Source organism: Rivihabitans pingtungensis, from assembly GCF_003201855.1.
GTDB classification, from domain to species: domain Bacteria; phylum Pseudomonadota; class Gammaproteobacteria; order Burkholderiales; family Aquaspirillaceae; genus Rivihabitans; species Rivihabitans pingtungensis.
The window spans coordinates 59,061-84,750 of sequence record NZ_QJKI01000009.1 but is presented as its reverse complement, the minus strand read 5'-3'; the positions used below and the strand labels follow the sequence as shown (position 1 = coordinate 84,750).

The following is a 25,690-nucleotide window of genomic DNA, read 5'->3' as shown; positions in this document are numbered from 1 at the left end:
CCTCAGAACACAAAGTCCATGGCCACCGTGGCCACATGACGGGACGACAGTGGCTTGCTGTCGCTGCTGATCAACAGGCCAGCGGCGCTGCCGTGGTCGGGGCGGATGCGGTCATACTGGGCTTTGACGGCGATATTCTTGGCCACATCCCAGCGTGCGCCCAAGGACCAGCTTTTCTGGCTGGTGTTGCCCGAGGCCAGCAGGCCGTTTACATAGGCCGACAGCATCGGGTTGGCGATGCCGCCATATTGCGTGTCGCTGGTGACGCGCTGGCGGGCGGTCATCACATAGGGGGTGACATTGCCAAAGCGCCAGCCGGCCATCACATACCAGCCGGTGGTGTCGGCCAAAAAGCCACCGGCCTTGCGGATGGTGTATTCGCCCTGCGCCAACAGCTTGCCGTTGTCGTAGCCCACGCCCAGGCCGGTGAACGAAGAATGTTTGTCCTGGTATTCCAGCCGGCTGGCGGCGCCGTTTTCGCCCATCATGCGCAGCGTGGTTATCAAGCTGTCCACCGGGCCGGCGTTCAGCGACACCTTGGCGTCGATGCGGCCAATGCGCAGCGACCAGTCATCCCATTGCCCGACCAGATTCATGCCATACACCGTGGCGTCGCCCTCGGCGCGGGTGGCTTGCGGATCAGAAAACCGCGCGTGGATGTTCGAGCGGCCGGCAAACGGCTGCACGGTCAGCGCCAGCGGGCCGGCCTGGGTGCGCCACAGCGCGTCTACCCCGTTAAAGTGCGAAATCGGCAGCTGGGCGTAGACTTCCACCGGGCCGCGCACCGGCGTCATCGAGTAACCCACGTTCAGATAATCCGACAGCACAAAACCCGGCAGCGCCAGCCGGCCGGCGCGCAGGCTCACCTCCGGGGTGAGGTCGTATTTGCCGTAGGCCCATTCCACGCGCGGGTTGAAGTTGTTGTTGACGTTTTTCTTGCTCAACAGATGCAAGGTGGCGGAAAACTTATCCGTCGGCCGGGCGATGATCTGCACGCCCAGCTTGCTGTCGGTTTCGCCGCTGCCGGCATGGCCGGCGCCATTGGGCTCGGCGGTGCCCACCCGGTACTGGGCGTTGTCGCCGGACATTTGCGTCCAGGCCAGCGTGCCGTAACCGGACACAGAAAAAATAGGCTCGTCGGCCTGGGCGGCGCCGGCCAGGCCAAGGCCCAGCGCCAACAGCGGAAGAACGGGTTTCATGCAAGACTCCAAAAAGCGCGCCCAGGCAAGCCGCCTGGCGCGGCAAGGGTGAGACGGGTTCACAAACGGAAACGGGTGGCCTGGGCGTGCAGGGTGGCGGTGATGTCGCGCACCTGGCGGGCGGCGTCGCCCAGTTGGCGGGCGTGTTGGTCGTTGGCCTGCGCCGAGCGCTCCAGCTCGGCCAATTGAGCATCCAGCGCGGCGGCGCGGTCGCGCTGGCGGGCGGTTTCGCTGGCGATGTCGGCGCTGCGCCCGGCCATGGCCCCCACATGCTCGGCCACCGCCGACAGCGCCTGGTCCGAGCCATCCAGGCTGCGCGCGCCGGCTTCGCTGTGGGTGAGGTTGGCGCTCATGCCGGCGGCGGCGTGCTGCACGCGGCTGCGGATGTCGCTGGCCAGGGTGTTGACCTCGATGGCGGATTGCTGGGTGGCTTGCGACAGCTTGCGCACCTCGTCGGCCACCACGGCAAAGCCGCGCCCGGCCTCGCCAGCGCGGGCGGCTTCGATGGCGGCGTTCAGCGCCAGCAGATTGGTCTGGTCGGCAATATCGCCGATGGCATCGACAATTTCGCCAATCTGGCGGGCGGTGGCCTCCAGCTCGGTGATGCGCTGTGCGGCCTGGCTGACGCCATCGGCCAGCTGGCGCACCGCGCCGACGGTGTCGTCCATGCGCGCATGGCAGTCGGTGACGTGGCGGCGCGCCTGCTCGGCGGCGCTGGAAGTGGCCTGAGCGCCGCCGGCCACCGCGCCAATCGAGGCCACCATCTCGCGCACGCCGTCCACCGTAGCGCCCAGCGCCTGGCGCTGGGCGTGTTGATGCTGTTGCGAACCCTGCGCGCAGCCATCCAGGCTGGCCACCACCTGATCCAGCGCGCCGATATGCTCGACCAGCTGGCGGGTGCTGGCGTGCAGGTGGGCAATAAACTGATTGAACGCGTGCACCAGCGCGCCGATTTCGTCGCGCCCGCCCGTCGGCAGCCGCACGGTCAGGTCGCCATCGCCCTGCGCCAGGGTGTGCAGATTGTCGCGCAGGTGCAGCACCTGGCTGGACACCTGGCGCGCCACATACCAGGCGCCGCCCAGCCCCAGCAGCACGGTCAGTGCCAGCAGGCCGCCCAGCGCCAGGCCAAAGCGGCGCGAGTCGGCTTCGATCTGGTCGATGCGCGCGGCCAGGCCGTCGCGGCTGTGCTGGCGCAGTCGGCCCAGCGCGGCTTGGGTGACGTCCAGCGTGGATTTCAGCGCCTGGGCATGTTCGGCGGCGCGCGCCATGTCCAGCTTGCCGGCGGCCATTTGTTCCGCCATCTGGTAGGCCTGGGCAAAATACTGGGCCGAGGCCTGGCTGGCCTCTCGCACATCGGCCGCCACGCCGTCGGCGTTCTGCAAAGTGGCCAGCGCCTGGCTTTGCTGGCCGTGCAGGGTTTTTGCCAGCGCCAGCGCGTCGGCGTCGCCGGTGGTGGCGGCGCTATTGAGCAGGTTGACGATTTGTTCTTGCCGGGCCAGCAGGTTCTGGCTGGTTTCCAGCTGGCTTAAGCCCTGCTGGCGGACAAAGTCCAGATCAGCCTGTTGGCGGCGGCTGTTCACGCCGTGCAGCACAAACAGCAGCGCCAGCCCCAGGCACAGCAACACGGGCAGCAGCAGGAATTTTTGACGCAGGGTAAGGCGGTTGAGCATAAGGGCCATCGCGGAGTTGTCTGAAAAACGCATACCGCGTGCCGTTGGCCAGAGAGACTTGCTGTCTCGTCAGCTACGTTGTGGGTGAACGGCGGCTGACTCCACCCGCCCGGCGTGGTGGTGCGCTAAGAGCGGCTCACAAAACTTCCCTGGCGTAGTGGTGTGACCTTGCCGTACTTGCTTGTACTGTCTGCGGTCACATGCCTAGCCAGGTGCGCTTCGCTGCGTTTTGTGAGCGGCGCTAAGTGCTGGGGGGGTTGCGGCGTGTTCAATGCGGTGCTTATGGGATTTTAGTATTTTAATAAATATAATGTAAATTACACAATTGTAATCGCTCGGGTGGCATGCGCAAGTCTGGCTTGTCGTATGCCGGGCAATCCTCATACCATTGTCAGATTTTCTCCGTCGGTAGCGTGTTGCATCACGTTGCCTCAAGACTCAAGCGAATTGCCTGTGACGACTCAAACAACTCTTCCCTCCGGGCACGGCGCCCTGCAATATCGGCCAGACATTGATGGCTTGCGGGCTATCGCCGTGTTGGCTGTGGTGCTGTTCCATGCCTTTCCTGTCTGGCTCAAAGGTGGGTTTGTGGGGGTGGACATCTTTTTTGTGATTTCCGGGTTTCTGATTTCCGGCATCTTGATCAAAGAAGCCCAAACCGGGCGCTTTAGCATTCTGACCTTTTACCAGCGTCGGGTTCGGCGGATCTTTCCTGCGCTGATCCTGGTGTTGCTGTTTTGCTCGGTGCTGGCTTGGTTCATCCTGTTGCCTGGCGAGTATCAGCAATTGGGCAAGCATGTGCTGTCTGGCGTGGGCTTTGTCGCCAATCTGGCCTTGTGGGCAGAAAGCGGCTACTTCGACACTGCAGCCGAAGCCAAGCCCTTGCTGCACCTGTGGTCGCTGGGGGTGGAAGAGCAGTTTTATATTGTCTGGCCCTGGCTGATCGCCTTGTGCTGGCGCAGCCGTCTGCGTTTGTGGTTGGCGCTGCTGAGCGTGGCCGTACTGTCTTTGCTGGCCTGTTTATGGTGGACGCCACGCGATGCCACCGCAGCGTTTTATGCGCCTTATACGCGCTTTTGGGAGCTGCTGGCCGGCAGCGCGCTGGCGTATTGGGCCGTGTTGCGTGCGCAATCCGGCCGTGCGGCGCCCCCCCCGACCTGGTTGGCCAATAGCCTGTCCTTCGCCGGCTTGGCGCTGATGGCCGCCAGTTGTCTGTGGCTGGACAAGTCGCAGCCGTTTCCGGGTTGGCGCGCTGCTTTGCCGGTGTTGGGGGCGGTGTTGGTGGTGGCTGCCGGCCAGGCCTCTTGGCTGAATCGATACGTGCTGAGCAACCGGCTGATGGTGGGCATCGGCTTGATCAGCTTTCCGCTGTATCTGTGGCATTGGCCTTTGCTGGCGTTTGCGCATGTGCTCAGCAACGGCACGCCAGATCGACTGGCCCGCGCGCTGGCCGTGGCGGTGGCAATTCTGCTGGCCTGGCTGACCTACGAGCTGCTGGAAAAACCCGTGCGTTATCGCTACAAGGGGGCTGCCCCGATCTGGATTTTGCTGGCGCTGTCTGTGGTGCTGGCTGCATGGGGTGGGGCTGGCATGCTCGGCTGGGTGTCGCCTCGTCACGTCAACCCTGATTTGCAGCGCGTGCTGGAAGCCAGCCGGGACTGGGATTATCCCGGCGTGATGGCCACACAGATGGTCCAAGGCCATCCTGTCCGGCGCGACGCAGCGGGCGCGCGCGTTACCCTGCTGGTGGGCGATTCTCATGTTGAGCAGTATGCGCCCAGGGTGGCCGCCTTGCGGCGCCTGGCGCCCGAGCGGCTGAACACCACGTTGTGGAGCACGATTGGCGGTTGTCCGCCGATTGAATCAGTAGTGGATTCGACCGGCGGGTTTTGCTCATCGGCATGGCGGGCGGCGCAAGCTGTGCTGGCGAGTCAGCCCGTGGACGCCGTCGTGGTGGGCGGATGCTGGAATTGCTATTTTGTGCCGCCTGTTAAGGCCGAGGCCGCGCGTCAGCGCTTTGTGCTGGCTGCCAATGGCCAGCGGCTGGCGCTGGATGGGCAGGCAGGCCGCCAGGCTGCGCTCGCTTCTTTGCAGGCACAATTGCAAGCGCTGGCCCGCCGCCATCGGGTGTATCTGCTGCTGGATAATCCTCAGGATATGCAATTGGAGCCCGCCCGCTATATTGAGGGCAGCCGCTGGTCTGCCCTGCACTTGCGTCCGGTGTCCGACGTCAGCATTGTCTTGCCGCCAGCGGTGCTGGCCTTGCGCGAGCAATTGCGCGCGGTGGCGGCGCGCGCGGGGGTGACCGTGATCGATCCGCTGCCCGCCTTGTGTCAGGCTGGCCGTTGTCCGATTGCTTCAGCTGCCGGTGAATTGATTTACAAAGACAATAACCACCTGCGCGCCAGCTATGTGCGTAGCCAGGCTAGCTTCCTGGATGCCGCACTGCTGGCACCGCGCTGAATCAGGCCGCTCGGGCCTTACAACTCGCCCGAGCGATCCTCTCTGGCAAAACCCGGCAGCAGCGCATCCAGCGCCAGATGGCGGCTAAAGGCAATCACCTTGAACAGCTCGCCCATTTCCGCCGGGCTGACCAGTTTTTGCGCCATGGCCGCCGCCTGGAAATACTCCGGCGTGCCAGGCTCCAGCGCTTGCAGCGCCTGCAACAGACCGGCGTCCAGCAGATAACCCGCCTGCGAGGCATAGCCCTCCAGCTGCCAGCCGGCGGCGTCGGCCGCCGCCCAGATGGCGGAGAAATCCACATGGGTGGTGATGTCCTGCAAACCCGGCCAGAAGAACGGGTCGTCGTGGCTGTGGTGGCGGTAATGGCACATCAGCGTGCCGCGATGGCGCTGCGGGTGGTAATACTCGCTGGCCGGAAAGCCATAGTCGATCAGCAGCAGCACGGCGCTGTCCACGCAGTCGGCCAGGCTGCACACAAAGGCCGCCGCCGCCGGCTGCACTTCGCTCAGATAATTGTCCGGCGGCTCATTCGCGGCAATCGCCGCCGCCAGCGCCGGCTCGGCCAGCGGCGCATCGCGCCAGACAAAGGGCCCATCATCCTCACAGGCCACGCCGCGCTCCTGCCAGACGCCGTCCTGCCAGTGCAACAGCTTGCAGGGCATGGCGTCCAGCACCTCATTGCCCAGCATCACCCCGCGAAACCCCTGCGGCAGCGCCGACAGCCAGCCCACCCGCGCCAGCAGGTGCGGCGCGCCGGCAGCCAGCGTGGCGCGCTGGCGCTCGGCCAGATCCGGCGAGACTTCCAGAATCCAGTAATGCGCCGGCAACTGCCCGCGCGCCTCCAGCGTCAGCAAGATATCCAGCGCCAGCCGGCCGGAGCCGGCGCCAAACTCCAGCACATCGCCGCCAGTGGCCGTCAGCACGGCGGCCACGGTATTGGCCAGGCTTTGCGCAAACAAGGGGGTCATTTCTGGGGCGGTGACAAAATCGCCCGCCGGGCCAAATTTGCGGCTGCCGGCGCTGTAATAGCCCAGCCCCGGCGCGTACAGCGCGTGGTGCATGAACTGGTCAAACGGCAGCCAGCCGCCAGCGGCGGCAATCTGCTGGCGCAATTGCGCGCTCAGTTGCTGGCTTTGCGCCTGGGCGTCGGCGTCGGGAAGGGGCAGGGCGCTCATGATGGTGTCAGGTATACTGTGGGCCGCTGATTGTCGGCGAATTTGCCAGGGTTGAGAAGCCGCCCGCGCCTGCTTTGCCGACGGCGCCCCCCGCGCCCAGCCTGTTTTCGGAGATGTCGCCCATGGATTCCCCCGTCGCCCTCATCACCGGCGCCGCCCGCCGCATCGGCGCCGCCATCGCCCGCACCCTGCACAGCCAGGGCTGGCGCGTGGCGCTGCATTACCGGGGCTCGCGCCAGCACGCCGACGCGCTGGCCGCCGAACTCAACCAGCAACGCGCCGATTCCGCCTGCTGCCTGCCAGCCGACCTATTGGACACCGCCGCCCTGCCCGGCCTGGTGGCCGCCGCCGCCGCGCGCTGGGGCCGGCTGGACGCGCTGGTGAACAACGCCTCCAGTTTTTTCCCCACCCCGCTGGGCCAGATCAGCCAGGCCGACTGGGATGATTTGATTGGCTCCAACCTCAAAGCGCCCTTGTTTCTCGCCCAGGCCGCCGCCCCGCACCTGGCCGCCCAAGGCGGCGCCATCGTCGGCCTGATCGACATCCACGCCGAACGGCCGATGCCCGGCCACACCGTCTACAACCTGGCCAAAGCCGGCCACGCCCAACTGATCCGCGCCCTGGCGCTGGAACTGGCCCCGGCCATCCGCGTCAACGGCGTTGCCCCCGGCGCCAATGTCTGGCCCGAAGGCGAATCGGTATTCGACCCCGCCGCCCGCGCGCACATCCTCAGCCAAATCCCGCTGCAAAGAGTGGGCGAACCCGAAGACCTGGCCAAGGTGGTGGCATTTTTGCTGTCGCCAGCGGCGGGGTATGTCACTGGGCAGATTCTGGCGGTGGATGGCGGGCGGAGTATTGTGCAGTAGCGCGGCAAGGCTAAGAGATAGTGGCAGGAGCGTTGCGCTGAATTTTGTGAGCGACGCTAAGTGCTTGTTTTAGCCGGTGTCTTGCACTAACATCCTGATATTCTGACTTATTCTAGGAGATTGCTGATGCGCGCCACCGTCGTCAGCCGTGAGTCTATTCGACGCGCGAACGAAGCCATGAAGCAACATAAAACCATAGCGGACTATCAACTGCCTCCGGCAGTGGCGAGCACCCTGGAGCGCTCGCACTACTCCATGGCCGAGCTGAACCACCACTTTTCGCAAGTTGCGTCGAGCCCATTCAAGAAGGACTGAGGCTTACCATGGCCACACCACATCATCAAACTTTTGATCGACTGGTCAACGATCAGACCGGGTTTGTCGGGCGGGTGGCCTATACGTTTTACAAAAATGACAAACTCGCCTGGATTCGCGGCTTTCACGACAAACATGGACGCGCGCCAAGTGATGAAGAGCTGGCCTTGTACTTTCATATTGGCATTGATCAAGCCCGGCTTGACGCTTATCTGGCCGAGGCCGAGCGGACGCTGAATGAATTCATCGACCTCACCGCCAGTGAGGAAATACGTCGCGGCATCGAAGCGTATCAACAATCTGATGTGGTGAAGCGTTGCGAAAACATCCTGAACGGCAGCAAAAAAACCACCTGGCAAGCTGTCAAAGAATCCTTGCTGTCCAGTGTGCTGTCTTCTTTTATCATCACCGGCCTTTCGGTATTGCTGTATTTGGGCAGCGTGGCCGTATTTGACGACTTTCGCGGTTTGATCCATCGCCTCACCGCACCGAATCCGGCTGGCTCATCGACCCAACCTTCCTCGCCTCCTTGACCCCGCTCAGCCCACCCTCACCCATTCTCAGGTAAAATCCCCAGCCTTTACCGTCTGTTAGCGTAACCCTCGCATGAACTCCCCCACTCCGGCGCTTGACGCCGACGCGCTCAAGGCTGAGCAAAAAGCCCAGTACAACGCCAACAAGCTGACCAAGCGTCTGCGCCACCATGTGGGCGACGCCATCAACGACTTCAATATGATCGAGCCGGGCGACCGGGTGATGGTGTGCCTGTCTGGCGGCAAGGACAGCTACGCCCTGCTGGACATCCTGCTCGGCCTGCAAAAATCCGCGCCGATTGATTTTTCGCTGGTGGCGGTCAACCTCGACCAAAAGCAGCCGGGCTTTCCCGAGCATGTGTTGCCGGCCTATCTGGACAGCCTGGGCATTGAATACCGCATTGTCGAAGAAGACACCTACAGCATCGTCAAGCGGGTGATTCCCGAAGGCAAAACCACCTGCAGCCTGTGCTCGCGCCTGCGTCGGGGCATTTTGTACCGGGTGGCCGACGAGCTGGGCGCCACCAAGATTGCCCTGGGCCATCACCGTGACGACATCCTGCAAACGCTGTTCCTGAATATGTTCTACGGCGGCAAGCTCAAGGCCATGCCGCCCAAGCTGCTGTCTGACGACGGCAAGCATATGGTGATCCGCCCGCTGGCCTACTGCCGGGAAAAAGACCTGGAGCGCTACGCCGAGCAGCGTGAATTCCCCATCATCCCGTGCAATCTGTGCGGCTCGCAGCCCAATCTGCAACGCCAGGTGGTCAAAGAGATGCTCAACGACTGGGACCGGCGCTTTCCGGGGCGGATCGAAACCATGTTCCGCAGCCTGCAACATGTGGTGCCCTCGCACCTGGCCGACCCCACGCTGTTCAACTTTGCCGGCCTGGCCTTGGGTGGCGCGCTGCCGGACGAAGGCGGCGACACCGCGTTTGACCGTGAAGAGTTTCACGACCCGCAGCCCGACGCCGACGACCGCCCGGCGCGCCCGGTGATCAGCATTCTGGATTCGCGGCCAAAGGACAGCGCCTGTGGCTAAGTTTTTGCAACGCCGCCGCAGCCGCGACAGCGGCCCGGCGCTGCCCGATGTGCGGGTGGCGGAAGAACGCGGCATCCGCTCGCTATACCTGGGCAGTGACACCATTCAGTCGTCGATGCGCTTGTCCGACCCCACCGAACTGGTGCTGACCTACACCCACGCGATGATGGGCTTTTTGCTGTGCCTGCCCAGCGCGCCGGCCGCCATCCTGCACATTGGCCTGGGCGGCGGCAGCCTGCCGCGCTTTTGCCACGCCCGGCTGCCGGACACCCGCAATATCGCCGTCGAACTCAACCCGGAAGTCATCGCCGTGGCGCGCAGCCTGTTTGCCCTGCCAGAAGACGAACGCCTGCAGGTGATTCAGGGCGACGGCGTGCAGTTTGTGGGTGAGCGCACCGCCGAATTCGACGCCGTGCTGGTGGATGCTTTTGACGGCCACGACCTGATTGCCGAGATGGTGGCCGAGCCGTTTTTGCACGACTGCCGGCAAACGCTGACCGAAAACGGCGTGCTGGTGATGAATCTGTGGGGCAACCACCCGCATTACCGCCGCCATGTGGACTGCCTGCGCCAGGCATTTGACGGCCGCGTGCTCACCCTGCCGGCCGCCTCGCACGGCAATGTCGCCGCGCTGGCGCTGGCCGGCCCGGCGGGCCACCGGCTGCGGCTGGACGCGCTGGAAGCCCGCGCCCGCCAGCTGACCGCCGACGTCGAGCTGGACTTTATGGCCATGGTGGCCGCGCTCAAGCGCGACAACCCGCACACAGCATCGAGACTGCTGCCATGAACGCTGACACAAAACCCTGGGTGCTGGTGACCGGCGGCGCCGGCTATATCGGTGCGCACACCTGCGTGGCGCTGCTGGAAGCCGGCTATCCCGTGCTGGTGTTCGACAGCCTGGTGAACGGCAGCACCGAAGCGCTGGCCCGCGCCAGCACGCTGGGCGGCGGCGAGATCGCCTTTGTGCAGGGCGATGTGCGCGACCGCGCCGCGCTGGACGCGCTGTTTGCCCGCTACCCGGTGAGCGCCGTGCTGCATCTGGCCGGGGTCAAAGCCGTGGGCGAATCCGTCGCCCGGCCCTTGTACTACCACGAAGTGAACGTGGCCGGCACCCTCACCCTGGCGCAAGCCATGCACGCCGCCGACGTGCGCACCCTGGTGTTCAGCTCCTCCGCCACCGTGTACGGCGCGCCCGCGCGCATGCCCATCGACGAAAGCGCGCCGCTGGCCCCCAACAACCCCTATGGCCGCAGCAAGCGCATGGCCGAAGACCTGCTGCGCGACCACTGCGCCGCCCACCCCGAATGGCGGCTGGCCATCCTGCGCTACTTCAACCCAGTCGGCGCCCACCCCTCCGGCCAACTGGGCGAAGACCCACTGGGCACGCCGGACAATCTCATGCCCTTTGTCAGCCAAGTGGCCATTGGCCGCCGCCCGGAACTGGCGGTGTTCGGCAACGACTACCCCACACCGGACGGCACTGGCGTGCGCGACTACCTGCACGTCTGCGACCTGGCGCGCGGCCACCTCGCCGCCCTGCACGCCCTGCCAGCCGCAGGCGGCGAACTCACCGTCAACCTGGGAACCGGCCGTGGACACTCGGTGCTGGACGTGGTGCGCGCCTTCGAAACCGCCAGCGGCCAAACCGTGCCGCTACGCTTCGCCCCCCGCCGCCCCGGCGACATCGCCGCCTGCTGGGCCGACCCCAGCCGCGCCGAACAGCTGCTGGGCTGGCGGGCGGAATGTGATCTGGATGCGATGTGCCGGGATGTGTGGCGCTGGCAGCGGGGGAATCCGGAGGGGTATAGGTAGGGGGAAGGTGCTCTTGTGTATTTTTTTGGAGTTATGCTTGCCAAACGACATGAGAAGGCGTATTAATTCTGAATACATAAGGCGGCGATGTCGTGGGTAGTGATTCGTAGGCTTAAAGTGTTCAGGAAAGTAGCTCAAAAAGTCCATCAGGTAGCCCAGCTAACATCCGCCGTTTATGTCTACGTGTACGCTAAAAAGATTGTCACTCCCGCGAAAGAGGGATCCTGGGATGTTGATTTTTCTAGGGCTAGCTTTTAGCGAACACGATTTTTCGAACGAACCAGCACCTCCCTAACGTTAGGGCAAAAAATTTCAGGAGAAAAACATGACCCCATACCGTAATCTTAGTGGCAATTCGAATATAGTTTCATATGAGTCAGCCGACGACTCAATTCACGTCGTATTCAAGTCCGGAACGCATCGCAACTATCTCTACAATCATATTCGACCAGGCAAGGCTGTGGTTGATAAAATGAAAGCCTTGGCTGTTGAGGGGCACGGCTTAAATTCATATATTTCCACGACGGTGAAAAGTAATTTCGCGAAAAAGTGGTAAGTTGGCTTAACAATCCCGTCGAAGGGGGCACCATCAAGTTTGGCTTGTCGATGCCCTCTGCGACTTCACTGCTACCGCGGTTCCTCACGTCAAACGTTAAGTTGCATTAGCCACATGGCCAAGCGTCGCTCCAGTACGAAGAAAACCCGTCAGGCTCCCGCTGCAATCCGCACCGGCTCGCTATTCGTTGACTCTCATGACCGGAAGCTCGTCATATTCACTGACGATATGTTGGTTAATCAATTGCACCGAGATGGGCCAAAAATTCAGGCCTCATTCGACAAACTGTGTGACAAAGACATCTGTGAGCTAAGCGCATTCTGGAGCAAGACGAACGGGCTGCTCTATTCGGGATTGCGGCTGGCTCATCGGAACGACGAAGCCCTCGAGTCCAAGTGCGCCCAGCTACTCCTGAATGCTTCTAGTTCATTTGGTGCTGCGACTACCTTACTTCGATTAGGGTACCTTCTTCAGCCAGGAATGGTCATTCGTTCTATGCTAGAAGCTATTTCAACCACTCTTTATCTGCTTCAACGTCCAAATGATCTCGCTGCTTACGAGAGCGGTAAGCTGCAATCACCTAAGACATTAGGCGCTGCAAAGAAGGCGATTCCGCAGTTTGGGCAGCTCTATGGGTACTTCAGCGAGAATTTTGCCCACATTGGCCACCTGCACAAATCAATCACACCGATAGCCGAATACAAAGAGAGGCACGACGCGCTGGAAGTAAATCTTGGCTTTCTTCGTATTGCAGCTTGGCTCCTATATGTGACAACTGAACTTCTCTTCAACGACCTGGTTGAGAACCGTCGCTATTGGTTTCCTGTACCCAATGGCTATGCTTTTAATCCATCCGAAAGTGAGCGCGCTTGGATGTCCAGCTACTTTAGAATACCAAATATAACTTAACCGTTTGATTAAACGGAATATTATGTGAAAAGCTGTATAAAATAGAGTACAAATCCCGTTTCAATCTAAATTCCACGCTCAGCCCGTAGCGCCTAGCCGCCGTTCCCCCCGTGTGGCGCGCCGAGCATCGCAGGAAGTCAGGGAGGTTTCCGCCACGGCTAAGCGGCGGCGCAGCCGACGCGCCATTCCGTGGCGGCCCTGGCTTTCGAGAAGCGCAGGGAACCCGAAGGGCGCGCCACCCGGGTCGCCTTTCTTTTCCCCCTTTTCTTTGGCGAGACAAAGAAAAGGGGTCGGGTGCGGGGCGAAGCCCCGCCCCAAATCAACCCCGCGCGCAGCGCGGCGCCTGACATTCCCCCCACTCTCAGTGCGCCTCACCCCTGCAACCTAAAATGCGCCACCTCCCCATCCAGCCGATGCACCACGCCCAGTAAATCGCTGGCGGTTTGCGCCGAGCTGCGCGCGGCCAGGCCAAACTCTTCCGCCGCGCTGGCCACCCGCTCGATATGGCTGCCGATATGGCGGGCGGCGTGGGTTTGTTCGTCCAGCGCCAGCATCAGCCCATCCAGTTCGCGGCGGGTTTCGCCTGCCCCTTCGCGAAGTTGGCGCAGCGGGCTGACCAGGTCGCGCACCAGGCGCACGCCAAAGCCCACCACTTCTTCGCCGTGCAGCAGATTGTCCGCCGCCAGCCGGGTTTGCTTTTGAATGCTCTTGATCATCTCGTCGATTTCGGCGGTGGCGCGGGTGGTGTGTTCGGCCAGTTTGCGCACCTCGTCGGCCACCACGGCAAAGCCCCGGCCTTGCTCGCCCGCGCGGGCGGCTTCGATTGAGGCGTTGAGCGCCAGCAGGTTGGTTTGGTCGGCAATGTCGTTGATCACGCCGACAATGCGGCCGATTTCGCTGGTTTTGCTGGCCAGTTGCGCCACGTCCTGGGCGGAGTTGTCGATGGTGTCGATCATCTTGCCGATTTCGCCAGCGGCTTCGCCCAGCATGCGGTCGCTTTCGCTGGCCAGGTTTTCTGCGCGGGCGGCCACGTTCAGCACCCGGCGCGACGATTGCGCCAGGCTGGTGATATTGCTGCCCAGTTCTTCCACCGCGCTGGCCATCGACGCGGTGGACGCGCCTTGCTCCACCGCGCCAGCGGCAATTTGTGCGCAGCTGGCGGACAAATCGCGCGCGGCGCTGGAGACTTCGCCGCTGGCGCCCTGAATATTGCCCACCAGTTGGCGCAGGCCGTGGCGCAGGCCGCCCAGCCGGGCCAGCAGGCTGTGCGGATGGGCGTGGCCGCTGGGAGTCTGGCTGGCCAGGTCGCCCTGGGCGATGCGCGACAGGGCTTCGCTGACCACGCCGGGGTCGCCGCCCAGCGGGCGCTTGACGCCGCGCACCAGCCACACGCCAACGGCGATGGCCAGCAGCAGGCTGACGCCGCCGATCAGTTGCAGCCACAGGGTGAATTGCGCCACGGTTTGGCTGGCGGCGGCGCTGTGTTCGGCCAGCACGCGTTTTTGCAGCGCCAGATAGCTGTCTACGGCTTGCAGATAGGCGCTCAGCGCGGCTTCGCCGGATTGGGCGTATAGCGCCCGCGCGCCAGCGTAGTCGTCGGCGTCCAGCAGCGGGGTGATCTGGCCCAGCGCGGCCAGCAGGGTTTGCCGGCGCGTCTGCACCTGGGCCAGCAGCGCCTGGCTATCGGGGCGGTAGCTCAGCCGTTGCAGCTCGCTGAAGTGGTGGCTCAGGCTGGCGCGGCGTTCGTTTTGGCCGGCCTTGAAGCGGGCGTAAGCGGCTTTGTCTTCGCGGGTGAGGATGCGCGACAGGTCGCGCTCCACCTGGCTGAGCATCAAGGCGGCCTGGCTGGCGTGGTCCACCTTGGCGACTTCGACGTCGGCCAGTTGCCGGGTGTCGGCGTGCAGGCGGGACAAGCCCAGCAGGGCGGTGGCCATGCACAGCAGCAATAGCCCCAGCAGCAGGGCGATGCCCAGCGTGGTTCTGTGGAATAAATTAAGTCTCATGTCATAACCTCGTCGCCCGGCATGTGTGCCCATGCTCGGACTGCGCGGGGCGCAGTGGGCGTAGTGACTGCTAAAAAAGGGAAAGCAAGGTGTTTGAAGCAGCTGCGTGGCGGGCGAAATGCGCGGCGATTTTTAAAACTGCGCTGATTGAGTCAAAAAATCACGTTTTCTAAAAGCAAAACCCAGCAAAATCAAAGGGCTGGATTCCAGTCTGCGCGGGAATGACGATTTTTTCAGCGTGTGCTTCACGCCGCACGTGACGGCGCTCGCCAAGCTCAGTGCAGCGTGCCTGGCCAGGCGTGTAGATCACGGCAAGGCCGCGCAACAACGCCAGGCGCGTTTTGTCAGCCGCGCTTAATCGCGCAGCCAGTCGGGCAGCAAGGCGGCGTCGTAGGCGGGTGATGGGCTGGCTTCGCCGGAGAGTTCGCGGCAAACGGTGTCCAGCTCCAGGCGCAGTTGGCCAAGCGATTGGCTCAAGCGTTGCAAGTCCTGGCGGATGGTGTGGGCAGAAAACGCTTCGGTGATGGGCATGGTGATTCTCCTGCAAGACAAAGGCTGGCAAACGCGGCTGGCGGTGGGTGTCTTGTGCGGTCGGCGTTTGGATACAGGGGTAGATGATAATGGCTATCAATTGTAAAGACAAGTCTGACAAAGGTAAATTTTTTGACGAGCATGTCAAATCCTGTTAAGCCCGCAGCCGAATATTGCCCAGCGCCGCCCGTCCCGGTGTTATCGCAAGAAATTGCCTTTTGGATCATTTGCTTGTATTCCAGTATGCCCAAGGTGGTTTTTTGACCATTGGGCAAGCATCCGGGATAATTTGCCCAAAATTCACACAATATGGATCAACAAGGGTGCGGTATGAGTGCAGCGGTGCGTGGCGGGTTTGTCTGGCGGGTGGGCTTGGGTTTGGGCGGTTTGCTGCTGATTTTGCTGATGGTGTTGGCCCTGGGCGGGCTGGGCGGTTGGCGCATGCAGGCGGCGGCGGAGCGGGTGGCGGATGTGGACGCGCGCAAATTGCGCCATGGCCAGCAGGCCTTGTTTACGCTGAATGCGCTGTCGCGCCAGGTGTACCCGGTATTGGGCGGCTCGCCATCGCAGGAGGATATCGACACGCTGAACAAGGTGTTCACCGCCAGCCAGCGCGAGATGCAAACCCAGCTCGACAGCCTGGCGGCGCTGGGCCCCAGCCCGGAAGAACAGACCATGCTGGCGGCCATCCGTCAGCGCCATGGTGAGTTCAACCAGGCCACGCGCGGCTTGCTGGACTTGCTGGCCAAGGACGAATACGACGCCGCCACCAGCCATTTTTATGCCTTGGGCGTGCCTGCCCTGCGTGAGGATATGCTGGCCATCGAGCGCTTTTTGCGCCATCAGGATCAGCAATTCCAGCAAGGCGCGCAAGCCAGCGCGGCGGCGGCGCAGCATACGCAATGGAGCATGGCCGCCGCCAGCGGCGTGGGCGTGCTGGCCTTTATCGCGGTGGGGATGATGATTTTGCGCAGCGTCAGCCGGCCGCTGGGCGGCGATCCGGCGCAGGCTGGCGCGGCGGTGGCCAGCATGGCCGATGGCCAGTTGCATCAACCCTTGCCGGTGCGCCAGGGCGATGGCCGCAGCCTGATGGCGCGGCTGGAAGCCATGCGCCGTCAGTTGGGCGGCACCATGGGCGAAATTGCCAGCAACACCCGCGCGGTGGAAGACGCCGCCCAGGCGCTGTCCGCCGAATGCCTGCGCATTGCCGAAGGTGCGCAGGCGCAAACCTTGTCCACCGCCAGCATCGCCAGCGCGGTGGAAGAGCTGGACGGCGCCATCCACACCTTGTCCAGCCACACCGAGCATGTGGTGACGCAGGCGCACAGCGCCGAAACCCTGGCCGACCAGGCGCAAAGCCAGCTGGATAGCGCCGCCGCGCGCATGGGGGCGATGCGCGACACGCTGTCACAGGCGCATGGGGACGTGGGCGAGCTGGCGGATAAAACCGAATCAATTGGCCAGGTGGTGGCGGTGATTCAGGGTATTGCCGAGCAAACCAATCTGCTGGCGCTGAACGCCGCCATCGAAGCCGCCCGCGCGGGCGAAACGGGCCGGGGTTTTGCCGTGGTGGCCGACGAGGTGCGCAAGCTGGCCGAACACACCGCGCGCGCCACCCAGGATATTGCCGGCACCATCAGCGCCATCCAGCAGCAAACCCGCCAGGCCGCCGAGCGCTTGAATCATAGTCAGGCCGGGGTGGACGCCAGTGTGGAAGAAATCGCCGAGCTGCATCCGGCGATGGAGCAGCTGCGCGCCGGCGCCGGCAAAACCCGCCAGGCCGTCGAGCAACTGCAAAGCGGCCTGGCCGAGCAAGCCAGCGCCGCCGGGCTGATTGGCCAGCAGGCCGAGCGGGTGGCGCAAACCGCTGAAGCTTTTGTGCACGGCGTGCGCCGCTCCACCGACACCGCCGACAGCCTGCTGGGCGTGGTGGGCCGGCTGAATGGTCAGCTGGCGCAGTTTCGGGTGTAGCGCCGAGAGCCGCTCACAAAACCCTCCTGGCGTTGTTGCGCGGCCTGGCCGTATTGCTTGTACTGTCTGCGGCCGCGCGCCTAGTAGCCAGTCACCATGATCTGAACAGCATGAGTTTCATCCCCGGTGTCGTTCCCGCGAAGGCGGGAACCCAGACGGCGCCACAGCGTGCGCGGTGGGCATGGCGCGGGTGAGCGCTCACCCGGCTGTACGCTGTGGGCACACCTGGATTCCCGCCTGCGCGGGAATGACGCGGTGTGGTGCGACGAGGGGTTCTTCGTGGCACATGAACCCTCGTGTTTCAACGTGACTGGCTACTAGCCAGGATCGCTTCGCTGAGTTTTGTGAGCGATTCTTGGCGCGGCTGACACAACCCCTTGGCGTTGTTGCACGTCCCCGTAGTCTGCGGCCGCGCGCCGGACCAAGGCCGCTGTGCTGACTTTAGTGAGTGCGCTTAGCGCGGCTTGCGTGGGCTCAGTTGCAGCAGTTTTTCATGCACCGGGCCCGGTACGTATTGGCGAATCACCGCCTCCCAGCCCTTGGGGCCGACCAGGCCTTTGACCATGGTGGACGACACCTCGGCAAATTCGCGCGGCGGCAGCAGGAAGATGGTGGTGATGTCCGGGTGCAGGTCGGAGTTCACATAGCGCATGGTGCGCTCGAATTCGTAATCGCTGGCGGTGCGGATGCCGCGCACAATGTAATTGGCGCCCACGGATTGGGCGTAGTCCACCAGAAACTGATTCTCGAAGCTTTCTACCCGCAGATTGGTGTATTGGCGGGTGGTTTCGCGCAGCATGGCGGCGCGTTCGTCGGCGCAGAAGGTGTAGTGCTTGTCCGGGTTGTAGCCGACCGCGACGATCAGTTCGTCGAACAGGTCTACGGCTTTGTTGATCATCCACAAATGGCCGTTGGTGACCGGGTCGAAGCTGCCTGCGTACACTCCGCGTTTCACTGCATGTTCTCCGTCATGTCTGGGCCCCTTGGCCGCCAGGGGGTGGGCAGCGCGGGGCGTGTCGATTTGTCGCGACTGTAAGCGGACAAGGGGGGCGGGGTAAAGCATTTTTTTGGCATGGTGAGATGCCGGTGTTGCATTGCAGAAAATGCGGGTCATTTCTATAGGCAGGATGGGGCTGGCGCACTGTTTGGGCTGTGGGGCGCGGCGACCCATAAGACCAAGCTGTATGTCGTGCGCAAACGGTGGCGCATCGCCGTTTTTCTCCCCGTAAAGCGCGCTGAGCATCGCAGAAAGTCAGGGGGCTGTCCGTCACGGCTAAGCGGCGGCGCAGCCGACGCGCCATTCCGTGGCGGCCCTGACTTTCGAGAAGCGCAAGGGACCACCGACGCCGCAGGCGGCGGACGGGCGCGCGTCCCGGGGTCGCCTTTCTTTGCTGACTTTCTTTGGCGAAGCAAAGAAAGTCAGTCGGCATGCGGGACGAACTCCCGCCCCAAATCAGGCTCCGCGCGCAGCGCGGACTCCAACAAATAACCACCCTCACCGCTTGCGCAACACCACACTCCCCACCGAATACCCGGCGCCAAACGAAGCGAGCACGCCCAGCGCGCCGCTGGGCAAATCCTGCTGGTGCAGGTGCCAGGCAATCACCGAGCCGGCCGAGCTGGTGTTGGCGTAGCGGTCCAGAATCACCGGCGCTTCGTCCAGGCTGGCGTCGCGGCCAAGCAGGCGGCGGGCAATCAGCTGGTTCATCGACAGATTGGCCTGGTGCAGCCAATAGCGGCGGATGTCGCTGGCGCGCAGTTGCAGGCTGGCCAGGTGCGCTTCGATATGCTCGGCCACCATCGGGCAGACTTCTTTGAACACCTTGCGGCCCTGCTGCACAAACAGCTTGTCCGGCTGGCCGATGCCTTCTGGCGCGGCGCGGTTGAGAAAGCCAAAGTTGTTGCGGATATTGTTGGAAAACTGCGTCGCCAGTTTGCAGCCCAGCACTTCAAAACCCTGCTCGCTGCGCGCGGTATCGGCGCGTTCCAGCACCACGGCGGTGCAGGCGTCGCCAAAAATAAAGTGGCTGTCACGGTCGCAGAAGTTCAGATGCCCAGAGGTGATTTCCGGGTTGACCATCAGCACCGCCTTGGCTGCGCCGCTGGATAGGGCGCTGACGGCGGCCTGCATGCCAAAGGTGGCCGACGAGCAGGCCACGTTCATGTCGTAGGCAAAGCCGCCGCAGCCCAGCGCCTGTTGCACTTCGATGGCCATGGCCGGATAGGCGCGCTGCATATTCGAGCAGGCGACAATCACCATATCAATCTCTGCTGCGTCGCGTCCGGCGGCGGCCAGCGCGTCGCGCCCGGCGGCCACCGCCATTTCGGCTTGCAGCGACAGGCTGTCGTTGTCGCGCTCGGGCAGATTGGGGCACATCCGCGCGGGGTTGAGCACGCCGTCGCGGTCCATCACATGGCGGCTGTGGATGCCGGAGGCTTTGACGATGAATTCTGCTGACGACAGCTCCCGCGCGGCGCGCTGGCCGGCGGCAATCGCCTCGGCGTGGCGGGCGTTGTCGGCTTCGGCCCAGGCGTTGTAGGCGGTGACCAGTTCTTCGTTGCTGATGCGGTGCGGCGGCGTGAACAGGCCGGAGCCGGTGATGACGATGGCGGGTGCGCTCATGGTGGCGGTTTCCTTGCGATGGCAACTATGCATGCGTTTGTTTGAACGTGATGATAGCGCATCGCGCAGATGACCGGCAGATGACAGGCGGCGCAGGCAGTATCACCCCCGCATTTCTACGGAGTGAGGGGCCAGTTCATTCTTGACCAAATTACTCGGATATTATACCCTTCAGGCAGTACCCAAACCCGCTGAATTCACCCCACTGCACACGGCCGTTGCCGGCCCAGGAGACTTTCGCCATGCGACTCACCACCAAGGGGCGCTTTGCTGTCACCGCCATGCTTGACCTCGCCATGCGCGACGCAAATGGCCCGGTCACCCTGGCCGGCATCAGCGAGCGCCAGGGCATTTCCCTGTCTTATCTCGAACAGTTGTTTGGCAAGCTGCGCCGCGCCGAGTTGGTGGAAAGCGTGCGCGGCCCGGGCGGCGGCTACTGTCTGGCGCGGCTGGTGGAGGACATCACCGTGGCCGACATCATCATCGCCGTGGACGAGCCGCTGGACGCCACCCAGTGCGGCGGGCATGAAAACTGCCACGACAATCATCGCTGCATGACCCACGATCTGTGGACTGACCTGAACAAAACCATTTTTGCCTACTTGGCCAATGTGACGCTGGCGAGCCTGGTGGACAAGCAACGCGCCAAAGAAACCGCCGTCGTGCAAGACCGCCGCCGTGTGGCCGCCGTGCAGGACGGCGCCGCGCCCGCCTTGTGACACATCATTGTCCGCGCTGGAGAATCTGCTGAAATGACCGCACCCGCGAAAAACTACCCGATTTACCTGGACTACTCGGCCACCACCCCGGTTGACCCGCGCGTGGCCCAGGCGATGATTCCCTGGCTGACCGAACACTTTGGCAACCCCGCCAGCCGCAGCCACGCCTACGGCTGGGAGTCGGAAGAAGCCGTAGAAAACGCCCGCGCCGAAGTGGCCAAGCTGGTGAACTGCGACCCGAAAGAAATCGTCTGGACGTCCGGCGCCACCGAATCCAACAACCTGGCGATCAAAGGCGCAGCCCAGTTCTACAAAACCAAGGGCAAGCACCTGATCACCGTCAAGACCGAGCACAAGGCCGTGCTGGACACCTGTCGCGAGCTGGAGCGCCAGGGCTTCGAGGTCACCTACCTGACCCCGCAAGACAACGGCCTGCTGGATCTGGACGCCTTCCGCGCCGCCATCCGCCCGGACACCATCCTGGCCTCGGTGATGTTTGTGAACAACGAAATCGGCGTGATTCAGGACATCGCCGCGCTGGGCGACATCTGCCGCGAGCGCGGGGTGATCTTTCATGTTGATTCGGCCCAGGCCACCGGCAAGGTCGAGATCGACCTCGCTAGCCTGAAAGTGGACCTGATGAGCTTTTCGGCGCACAAGACCTACGGCCCGAAAGGCATTGGCGCGCTGTATGTGCGCCGCAAGCCGCGCATTCGCCTGGAAGCGCAAATCCACGGCGGCGGCCACGAGCGCGGCATGCGCTCGGGCACGCTGGCCACCCACCAGATTGTCGGCATGGGCGAAGCCTTCCGCCTGGCCCGTGAAGAAATGGCCAGCGAAAACGCCCGCATCGGCGCGCTGCGCGACCGCCTGTGGGCCGGCCTGTCGGATATCGAAGAAGTGTATCTGAACGGCGATCTGGACCGCCGCGTGCCGCACAATCTGAATGTCAGCTTTAATTTTGTCGAAGGCGAAAGCCTGATCATGGCCATCAAGGAGCTGGCGGTGTCGTCCGGCTCGGCCTGCACCTCGGCCTCGCTGGAGCCCTCTTACGTGCTGCGCGCGCTGGGCCGCAACGACGAACTGGCGCACAGCTCGATCCGCTTCACCATCGGCCGCTTCACCACCGAAGCCGAAGTGGACTTCGCCATCCATCTGCTCAAGGCCAAGATTGGCAAGCTGCGCGAACTGTCGCCCTTGTGGGACATGTTCAAGGAAGGCGTGGACCTGAACACCGTGCAGTGGGCTGCGCACTAAGTCGCGCCGGCATCAAGCGTCGCTCAAAAAACGCAGCGAAGCGAGCCTGGCTAGGCGTGCGGCCGCAGACAGTACAACTAGTACGACAAGGCCGTACAACGACGCCAGGCGCGTTTTGTGAGCGGCGCTAAAAACAAGGAGAACCAAACATGGCATATAGCGAACAAGTCCTCGACCACTACGAAAACCCGCGCAATGTCGGCTCGTTCGACAAGGGCGACGGCACGGTGGGCACCGGCATGGTTGGCGCGCCGGCCTGTGGCGATGTGATGAAATTGCAGATCAAGGTCAACGAAGCCGGGGTGATCGAAGACGCCAAGTTCAAAACCTACGGCTGTGGCTCGGCGATTGCTTCTTCCTCGCTGGTGACCGAATGGGTGAAGGGCAAGACGCTGGACGAAGCGCTGGCCATCAAGAACACCCAGATTGCCGAAGAGCTGGCCCTGCCGCCGGTCAAGATCCATTGTTCGATCCTTGCCGAAGACGCCATCAAGGCGGCAGTGTCCGACTACAAGGCCAAACACGGCCACTGACCCTGCAAACTGTCCGGGCGCCCAGCGCCCGGCCTCACTGGTGGAGAGCATGATGGGCATTACCCTGACCGAACGCGCCGCAGAACATGTGCAAGGCTTTTTGAGCAAACGCGGCAAAGGCCTGGGCCTGCGCCTGGGGGTGAAAACCTCTGGCTGCTCGGGCATGGCCTACAAGCTGGAATTTGTCGATGAAGCCGGCGAAGAAGACCTGAGCTTTGAATCGCACGGCGTGACCTTGTTCACCGACGCCAAAAGCCTGGCCTATATCGACGGCACCGAGCTGGACTTCGTCAAGGAAGGGCTGAACGAGGGCTTCAAGTTCAACAACCCCAACGTCAAGAACGAGTGCGGCTGCGGCGAAAGCTTCAACGTCTGACCCGGCCTCGCGGAGCGCGCATGGACTTCAATCAGGATTTCTTCACCCTGTTCCAGCTGCCCCGGCGCTTTGCGCTGGACCGCGCCGCGCTGGACGCCGCCTATCGGCGCATTCAGGGTGAAGTTCACCCCGACCGCTTTGCCGCCAGCCCCGAGGCCGAGCGCCGGCTGGCGCTGCAATGGGCCACCCGCGCCAACGAAGCGCATCAAACCCTGCGCCAGCCGCTGGCGCGCGCGCGCTATCTGCTGGCGCTGGCCGGCGTGGACACCGCCGAAGACACCAACACGGCGATGCCGGCCGAGTTTTTGATGCTGCAAATGGAATGGCGCGAAGCCATGATGGACGCCCGCGCCGCCCGCGACGCCGACGCGCTGGAAACCCTGATCCGCGAAGTGCGCGCCGACGCCCGCGCGCTGGAGGCCGAACTGGCCGCCGCGCTGGACGACAGCGGCGACTTTGCCGCCGCCGCCAGCCTGGTGCGCAAGCTGCGCTTTCTGGAAAAACTGGAAGCCGACCTGGGCGAAGCGCTGGAAGCCTTGCTGTTCTGACCCCTTGCCTTTTTTCACACCGCGCCGCCCGCGCCTGACCCTGGCGGCGCCCTGACAGTTGATCACGCTCATGGCCCTGCTGCAAATCGCCGAACCCGGCCTCTTCGCCGCCCCTCATCAACACCGCCTGGCGGTTGGCATCGACCTGGGCACCACCAATTCGCTGGTGGCCACCGTGCGCAGCGGCGCCGCCGTGGTGCTGCCCGACGAACACGGTCGCCACCTGCTGCCCTCGGTGGTGCGCTACACCCCGGACGGCGAATGCGTGGTGGGCCACGCCGCGCGCGCGCGGCAAAACGAAGACCCGCACAACACCATTGTGTCCGCCAAGCGCTTTATGGGTCGGGGCCTGGCCGATCTGGACAACCCGGCGGCCATGCCCTACCAGTTTGTTGATGCGCCGGGCATGGTGCAGCTGCTGACCCGCGCCGGGGTGAAAAGCCCGGTGGAAATCTCCGCCGACATCCTGCGCGCGCTCAAGGCCCGCGCCGAAGCCAGCCTGGGCGGCGAGCTGGTCGGCGCGGTGATCACCGTGCCGGCCTACTTTGACGACGCCCAGCGCCAGGCCACCAAGGACGCCGCCCGGCTGGCCGGGCTGAACGTGCTGCGCCTGCTCAACGAACCCACCGCCGCCGCCATCGCCTATGGCCTGGATAACGCCAGCGAAGGCGTGTATGTGGTGTACGACCTGGGCGGCGGCACCTTTGACGTTTCCATCCTGCGCCTGTCGCGCGGGGTGTTTGAAGTGCTGGCCACCAGCGGCGATTCGGCGCTGGGCGGCGATGACTTTGACCACCGCATTTACTGTTGGGTGCTGGAACAAGCCGGCCTGTCGCAATTGTCGGCCAACGACACCCGCCTGCTGCTCACTCACGCCCGCGCCGCCAAAGAAATGCTCACCGATGCACAAGAAGCGCCGATCCAGGCCACGCTGTCCGACGGCCAACTGGTGCAACTGACGCTGACGCTGGAAACCTTCGAGCAGATCACCCGCACGCTGGTGGACAAAACCCTGCTGCCGGTGCGCAAGGCGCTGCGCGACGCCCGGCTGTCGGTGGAGGATATCCAGGGCGTGGTGATGGTCGGCGGCGCCACCCGCATGCCGCATATCCGCAAGGCGGTGGCCGAGCATTTCCGCCAGCCGCCGCTGACCAACCTCGACCCCGACCAAGTGGTGGCGCTGGGCGCCGCCATGCAGGCCAATGTGCTGGCCGGTAACAAGGGCGACGACGACTGGCTGCTGCTGGACGTGATTCCGCTGTCGCTGGGCCTGGAAACCATGGGTGGCCTGGTGGAAAAAATCATCCCGCGCAACAGCACCATCCCCACCGCCCGCGCACAAGAGTTCACCACCTTCAAGGACGGCCAGACCGCCATGGCCCTGCATGTGCTGCAAGGCGAGCGCGAGCTGGTGGCCGATTGCCGCAGCCTGGCGCGCTTTGAGCTGCGCGGCATTCCGCCGATGGTGGCGGGCGCGGCGCGCATTCGCGTCACCTTCCAGGTGGACGCCGACGGGCTGTTGTCGGTCAGCGCCCGCGAGCAAAGCAGCGGCGTGGAAGCGCGCATCGAGGTCAAGCCGTCCTACGGCCTGACCGACGACGAAGTCAGCCGCATGCTGACCGAATCCATCGCCCATGTGCACGACGACATCGCCGCGCGCAAGCTGGCGGAAGCCACGGTGGACGCCGAAGGCCTGCTGGCCGCCATCGACGTTGCGCTGGCCAGCGATGGCGACCTGCTGGACGCCGCCGAGCGCAGCGCGCTGGACGCCGCCATCGCCGCCATGCGCGCCGCGCTGGCCGCCCGCCAGACGGTGGGCATCAACCAGGCCATGGCCACGCTGAACGAAGCCAGCGGCGACTTTGCCGCCCGCCGCATGGACCGCAATATCCGTCGCGCGCTGACCGGCCAGAAAATCAGCGAACTGTAACCTTACCCCCGCCGCCGGCGCTGCGCCCGGCGGCGTCTGCGAGACACCCACCATGCCGAAAATCATCGTCCTGCCCCACGCCGACCTGTGCCCGCAAGGCGCGCTGTTTGACGCCGAACCGGGCCTGAGCATCTGCGACAATCTGCTGAACAATCAGGTGGACATCGAACACGCCTGTGAAATGTCCTGCGCCTGCACCACCTGCCATGTGGTGATCCGCGAAGGCTTTGCCTCGCTGGAGCCGTCCGACGAGCTGGAAGACGACCTGCTGGACAAAGCCTGGGGCCTGGAAGCCACCTCGCGGCTGTCCTGTCAGGCGCTGGTGACCGACACCGATCTGGTGGTGGAAATCCCCAGATACACCATCAACCACGCCAAGGAGAACCATTAATATGCAATGGACCGACAGCCTGGACATCGCCATCGCCCTGTGCGACGCCCACCCCGACATCGACCCGAAAACCGTGCGCTTCACCGACCTGATGCAATGGGTGCTGGCGCTGCCGGAATTCAACGACGATCCGGCCCACTGCGGCGAACGCATTCTGGAGGCGATTCAGCAGGCGTGGATTGACGAGGTGGAATAAGTCCGTGCATCCCCTCCTGCCTGCATGGCAGCGCAGGGTGTGCCGAGTCAGATCAAGTCAATTTCTGCCGCC

General features: G+C 63.6%; 25 protein-coding genes. 18 read left to right on the top strand and 7 right to left on the bottom strand.

Annotation, left to right across the window (positions count from 1 at the left end; all coding sequences use genetic code 11):
• Positions 1-2: 2 nt before the first annotated feature.
• Together DFR34_RS08795 and DFR34_RS08790 are read right to left on the bottom strand one after the other, a co-directional pair.
• On the bottom strand, positions 3-1,199 hold the full coding sequence (locus DFR34_RS08795; protein WP_146215103.1) for a porin family protein: 1,197 nt from the start codon (positions 1,197-1,199) through the stop codon (positions 3-5).
• A 59-nt stretch (positions 1,200-1,258) separates the two neighbouring features.
• The gene (locus DFR34_RS08790) at positions 1,259-2,869 is read right to left on the bottom strand and encodes a methyl-accepting chemotaxis protein (RefSeq protein WP_158281782.1); all 1,611 of its coding nucleotides are present in this window, start codon (positions 2,867-2,869) and stop codon (positions 1,259-1,261) included.
• Between the two features lie 519 nt (positions 2,870-3,388).
• Between DFR34_RS08790 and DFR34_RS08785 the strand changes: the two genes are divergently transcribed.
• Complete coding sequence (locus DFR34_RS08785) at positions 3,389-5,332, top strand: acyltransferase family protein (protein ID WP_158281781.1); 1,944 nt, start codon at positions 3,389-3,391, stop codon at positions 5,330-5,332.
• Between the two features lie 17 nt (positions 5,333-5,349).
• On the opposite strand, the gene DFR34_RS08780 is transcribed toward DFR34_RS08785, so the two are convergent.
• Entirely contained in the window at positions 5,350-6,507 is a 1,158-nt protein-coding gene (locus DFR34_RS08780) for a class I SAM-dependent methyltransferase (protein ID WP_110390769.1), read from the bottom strand.
• 122 nt (positions 6,508-6,629) lie between these two features.
• Between DFR34_RS08780 and DFR34_RS08775 the strand changes: the two genes are divergently transcribed.
• The 8 genes from DFR34_RS08775 to DFR34_RS08740 all read left to right on the top strand — a co-directional run bounded on the left by DFR34_RS08775 (position 6,630) and on the right by DFR34_RS08740 (position 12,540).
• Entirely contained in the window at positions 6,630-7,373 is a 744-nt protein-coding gene (locus DFR34_RS08775) for a pteridine reductase (RefSeq protein ID WP_308418008.1), read from the top strand.
• A gap of 126 nt (positions 7,374-7,499) precedes the next feature.
• A complete protein-coding gene (locus DFR34_RS08770; RefSeq protein WP_110390767.1) occupies positions 7,500-7,688 on the top strand; it encodes a hypothetical protein in 189 nt (62 codons plus the stop codon).
• Positions 7,689-7,696: 8 nt separating this feature from the next.
• Complete coding sequence (locus DFR34_RS08765; RefSeq protein WP_110390766.1) at positions 7,697-8,221, top strand: hypothetical protein; 525 nt, start codon at positions 7,697-7,699, stop codon at positions 8,219-8,221.
• A gap of 73 nt (positions 8,222-8,294) precedes the next feature.
• Complete coding sequence (gene ttcA, locus DFR34_RS08760) at positions 8,295-9,263, top strand: tRNA 2-thiocytidine(32) synthetase TtcA (RefSeq protein ID WP_110390765.1); 969 nt, start codon at positions 8,295-8,297, stop codon at positions 9,261-9,263.
• Positions 9,256-10,050, top strand: a complete 795-nt coding sequence (locus tag DFR34_RS08755) for a polyamine aminopropyltransferase (RefSeq protein ID WP_245906849.1) — start codon at positions 9,256-9,258, stop codon at positions 10,048-10,050. The genes ttcA and DFR34_RS08755 overlap by 8 nt, the downstream gene beginning before the upstream one ends.
• The gene (gene galE, locus DFR34_RS08750; RefSeq protein ID WP_110390764.1) at positions 10,047-11,075 is read left to right on the top strand and encodes a UDP-glucose 4-epimerase GalE; all 1,029 of its coding nucleotides are present in this window, start codon (positions 10,047-10,049) and stop codon (positions 11,073-11,075) included. Before DFR34_RS08755 ends, galE begins: the two co-directional genes overlap by 4 nt.
• Before the next feature lie 325 nt (positions 11,076-11,400).
• Positions 11,401-11,631 carry a hypothetical protein gene (locus DFR34_RS08745; RefSeq protein WP_110390763.1) on the top strand — a complete coding sequence of 77 codons (231 nt, stop codon included), beginning with the start codon at positions 11,401-11,403 and terminating at the stop codon, positions 11,629-11,631.
• A gap of 114 nt (positions 11,632-11,745) precedes the next feature.
• A complete protein-coding gene (locus tag DFR34_RS08740; protein WP_110390762.1) occupies positions 11,746-12,540 on the top strand; it encodes a hypothetical protein in 795 nt (264 codons plus the stop codon).
• Positions 12,541-12,911: 371 nt separating this feature from the next.
• On the opposite strand, the gene DFR34_RS08735 is transcribed toward DFR34_RS08740, so the two are convergent.
• On the bottom strand, positions 12,912-14,543 hold the full coding sequence (locus DFR34_RS08735; RefSeq protein WP_158281780.1) for a methyl-accepting chemotaxis protein: 1,632 nt from the start codon (positions 14,541-14,543) through the stop codon (positions 12,912-12,914).
• A gap of 354 nt (positions 14,544-14,897) precedes the next feature.
• Positions 14,898-15,074, bottom strand: a complete 177-nt coding sequence (locus tag DFR34_RS17125) for a hypothetical protein (RefSeq protein WP_158281779.1) — start codon at positions 15,072-15,074, stop codon at positions 14,898-14,900.
• A 330-nt stretch (positions 15,075-15,404) separates the two neighbouring features.
• Between DFR34_RS17125 and DFR34_RS08730 the strand changes: the two genes are divergently transcribed.
• Positions 15,405-17,045, top strand: a complete 1,641-nt coding sequence (locus DFR34_RS08730; protein ID WP_110390760.1) for a methyl-accepting chemotaxis protein — start codon at positions 15,405-15,407, stop codon at positions 17,043-17,045.
• Positions 17,046-17,499: 454 nt separating this feature from the next.
• On the opposite strand, the gene coaD is transcribed toward DFR34_RS08730, so the two are convergent.
• Both coaD and DFR34_RS08720 read right to left on the bottom strand, forming a co-directional pair.
• Positions 17,500-18,000, bottom strand: a complete 501-nt coding sequence (gene coaD, locus DFR34_RS08725; protein ID WP_245906848.1) for a pantetheine-phosphate adenylyltransferase — start codon at positions 17,998-18,000, stop codon at positions 17,500-17,502.
• A gap of 540 nt (positions 18,001-18,540) precedes the next feature.
• Positions 18,541-19,668 carry a beta-ketoacyl-ACP synthase III gene (locus tag DFR34_RS08720; protein WP_110390807.1) on the bottom strand — a complete coding sequence of 376 codons (1,128 nt, stop codon included), beginning with the start codon at positions 19,666-19,668 and terminating at the stop codon, positions 18,541-18,543.
• 242 nt (positions 19,669-19,910) lie between these two features.
• Between DFR34_RS08720 and iscR the strand changes: the two genes are divergently transcribed.
• The 8 genes from iscR to iscX all read left to right on the top strand — a co-directional run bounded on the left by iscR (position 19,911) and on the right by iscX (position 25,618).
• Positions 19,911-20,387 carry a Fe-S cluster assembly transcriptional regulator IscR gene (iscR, locus tag DFR34_RS08715; protein WP_110390758.1) on the top strand — a complete coding sequence of 159 codons (477 nt, stop codon included), beginning with the start codon at positions 19,911-19,913 and terminating at the stop codon, positions 20,385-20,387.
• Between the two features lie 33 nt (positions 20,388-20,420).
• Positions 20,421-21,644, top strand: coding sequence for an IscS subfamily cysteine desulfurase (locus tag DFR34_RS08710; protein WP_110390757.1), 1,224 nt, complete (start codon positions 20,421-20,423; stop codon positions 21,642-21,644).
• A gap of 149 nt (positions 21,645-21,793) precedes the next feature.
• Positions 21,794-22,177 (top strand): Fe-S cluster assembly scaffold IscU, encoded by a 384-nt coding sequence (iscU, locus tag DFR34_RS08705; RefSeq protein WP_110390756.1) that lies wholly within the window; start codon positions 21,794-21,796, stop codon positions 22,175-22,177.
• Positions 22,178-22,229: 52 nt separating this feature from the next.
• Positions 22,230-22,553 (top strand): iron-sulfur cluster assembly protein IscA, encoded by a 324-nt coding sequence (iscA, locus tag DFR34_RS08700; protein ID WP_110390806.1) that lies wholly within the window; start codon positions 22,230-22,232, stop codon positions 22,551-22,553.
• A gap of 20 nt (positions 22,554-22,573) precedes the next feature.
• Positions 22,574-23,101, top strand: a complete 528-nt coding sequence (gene hscB / locus DFR34_RS08695) for a Fe-S protein assembly co-chaperone HscB (protein ID WP_110390755.1) — start codon at positions 22,574-22,576, stop codon at positions 23,099-23,101.
• A 70-nt stretch (positions 23,102-23,171) separates the two neighbouring features.
• Positions 23,172-25,031: a Fe-S protein assembly chaperone HscA gene (gene hscA / locus DFR34_RS08690; protein WP_110390754.1), complete on the top strand. Its 1,860-nt coding sequence runs from the start codon at positions 23,172-23,174 to the stop codon at positions 25,029-25,031.
• Positions 25,032-25,083: 52 nt separating this feature from the next.
• Complete coding sequence (fdx, locus tag DFR34_RS08685; protein ID WP_110390753.1) at positions 25,084-25,422, top strand: ISC system 2Fe-2S type ferredoxin; 339 nt, start codon at positions 25,084-25,086, stop codon at positions 25,420-25,422.
• A 1-nt stretch (position 25,423) separates the two neighbouring features.
• Positions 25,424-25,618, top strand: coding sequence for a Fe-S cluster assembly protein IscX (gene iscX, locus DFR34_RS08680; protein WP_110390752.1), 195 nt, complete (start codon positions 25,424-25,426; stop codon positions 25,616-25,618).
• Positions 25,619-25,690: the final 72 nt, after the last annotated feature.

Coding starts and splice junctions, on each gene's coding strand:
- DFR34_RS08795 (WP_146215103.1), bottom strand. CDS start 1,199: ATGAAACCCGTTCTTCCGCTGTTGGCGCTGGGCCTTGGCCTGGCCGGC.
- DFR34_RS08790 (WP_158281782.1), bottom strand. CDS start 2,869: ATGCTCAACCGCCTTACCCTGCGTCAAAAATTCCTGCTGCTGCCCGTG.
- DFR34_RS08780 (WP_110390769.1), bottom strand. CDS start 6,507: ATGAGCGCCCTGCCCCTTCCCGACGCCGACGCCCAGGCGCAAAGCCAG.
- DFR34_RS08775 (WP_308418008.1), top strand. CDS start 6,630: ATGGATTCCCCCGTCGCCCTCATCACCGGCGCCGCCCGCCGCATCGGC.
- DFR34_RS08770 (WP_110390767.1), top strand. CDS start 7,500: ATGCGCGCCACCGTCGTCAGCCGTGAGTCTATTCGACGCGCGAACGAA.
- DFR34_RS08765 (WP_110390766.1), top strand. CDS start 7,697: ATGGCCACACCACATCATCAAACTTTTGATCGACTGGTCAACGATCAG.
- ttcA (WP_110390765.1), top strand. CDS start 8,295: ATGAACTCCCCCACTCCGGCGCTTGACGCCGACGCGCTCAAGGCTGAG.
- galE (WP_110390764.1), top strand. CDS start 10,047: ATGAACGCTGACACAAAACCCTGGGTGCTGGTGACCGGCGGCGCCGGC.
- DFR34_RS08745 (WP_110390763.1), top strand. CDS start 11,401: ATGACCCCATACCGTAATCTTAGTGGCAATTCGAATATAGTTTCATAT.
- DFR34_RS08740 (WP_110390762.1), top strand. CDS start 11,746: ATGGCCAAGCGTCGCTCCAGTACGAAGAAAACCCGTCAGGCTCCCGCT.
- DFR34_RS08735 (WP_158281780.1), bottom strand. CDS start 14,543: ATGAGACTTAATTTATTCCACAGAACCACGCTGGGCATCGCCCTGCTG.
- DFR34_RS17125 (WP_158281779.1), bottom strand. CDS start 15,074: ATGCCCATCACCGAAGCGTTTTCTGCCCACACCATCCGCCAGGACTTG.
- DFR34_RS08730 (WP_110390760.1), top strand. CDS start 15,405: ATGAGTGCAGCGGTGCGTGGCGGGTTTGTCTGGCGGGTGGGCTTGGGT.
- DFR34_RS08720 (WP_110390807.1), bottom strand. CDS start 19,668: ATGAGCGCACCCGCCATCGTCATCACCGGCTCCGGCCTGTTCACGCCG.
- iscR (WP_110390758.1), top strand. CDS start 19,911: ATGCGACTCACCACCAAGGGGCGCTTTGCTGTCACCGCCATGCTTGAC.
- DFR34_RS08710 (WP_110390757.1), top strand. CDS start 20,421: ATGACCGCACCCGCGAAAAACTACCCGATTTACCTGGACTACTCGGCC.
- iscU (WP_110390756.1), top strand. CDS start 21,794: ATGGCATATAGCGAACAAGTCCTCGACCACTACGAAAACCCGCGCAAT.
- iscA (WP_110390806.1), top strand. CDS start 22,230: ATGGGCATTACCCTGACCGAACGCGCCGCAGAACATGTGCAAGGCTTT.
- hscB (WP_110390755.1), top strand. CDS start 22,574: ATGGACTTCAATCAGGATTTCTTCACCCTGTTCCAGCTGCCCCGGCGC.
- hscA (WP_110390754.1), top strand. CDS start 23,172: ATGGCCCTGCTGCAAATCGCCGAACCCGGCCTCTTCGCCGCCCCTCAT.
- fdx (WP_110390753.1), top strand. CDS start 25,084: ATGCCGAAAATCATCGTCCTGCCCCACGCCGACCTGTGCCCGCAAGGC.
- iscX (WP_110390752.1), top strand. CDS start 25,424: ATGCAATGGACCGACAGCCTGGACATCGCCATCGCCCTGTGCGACGCC.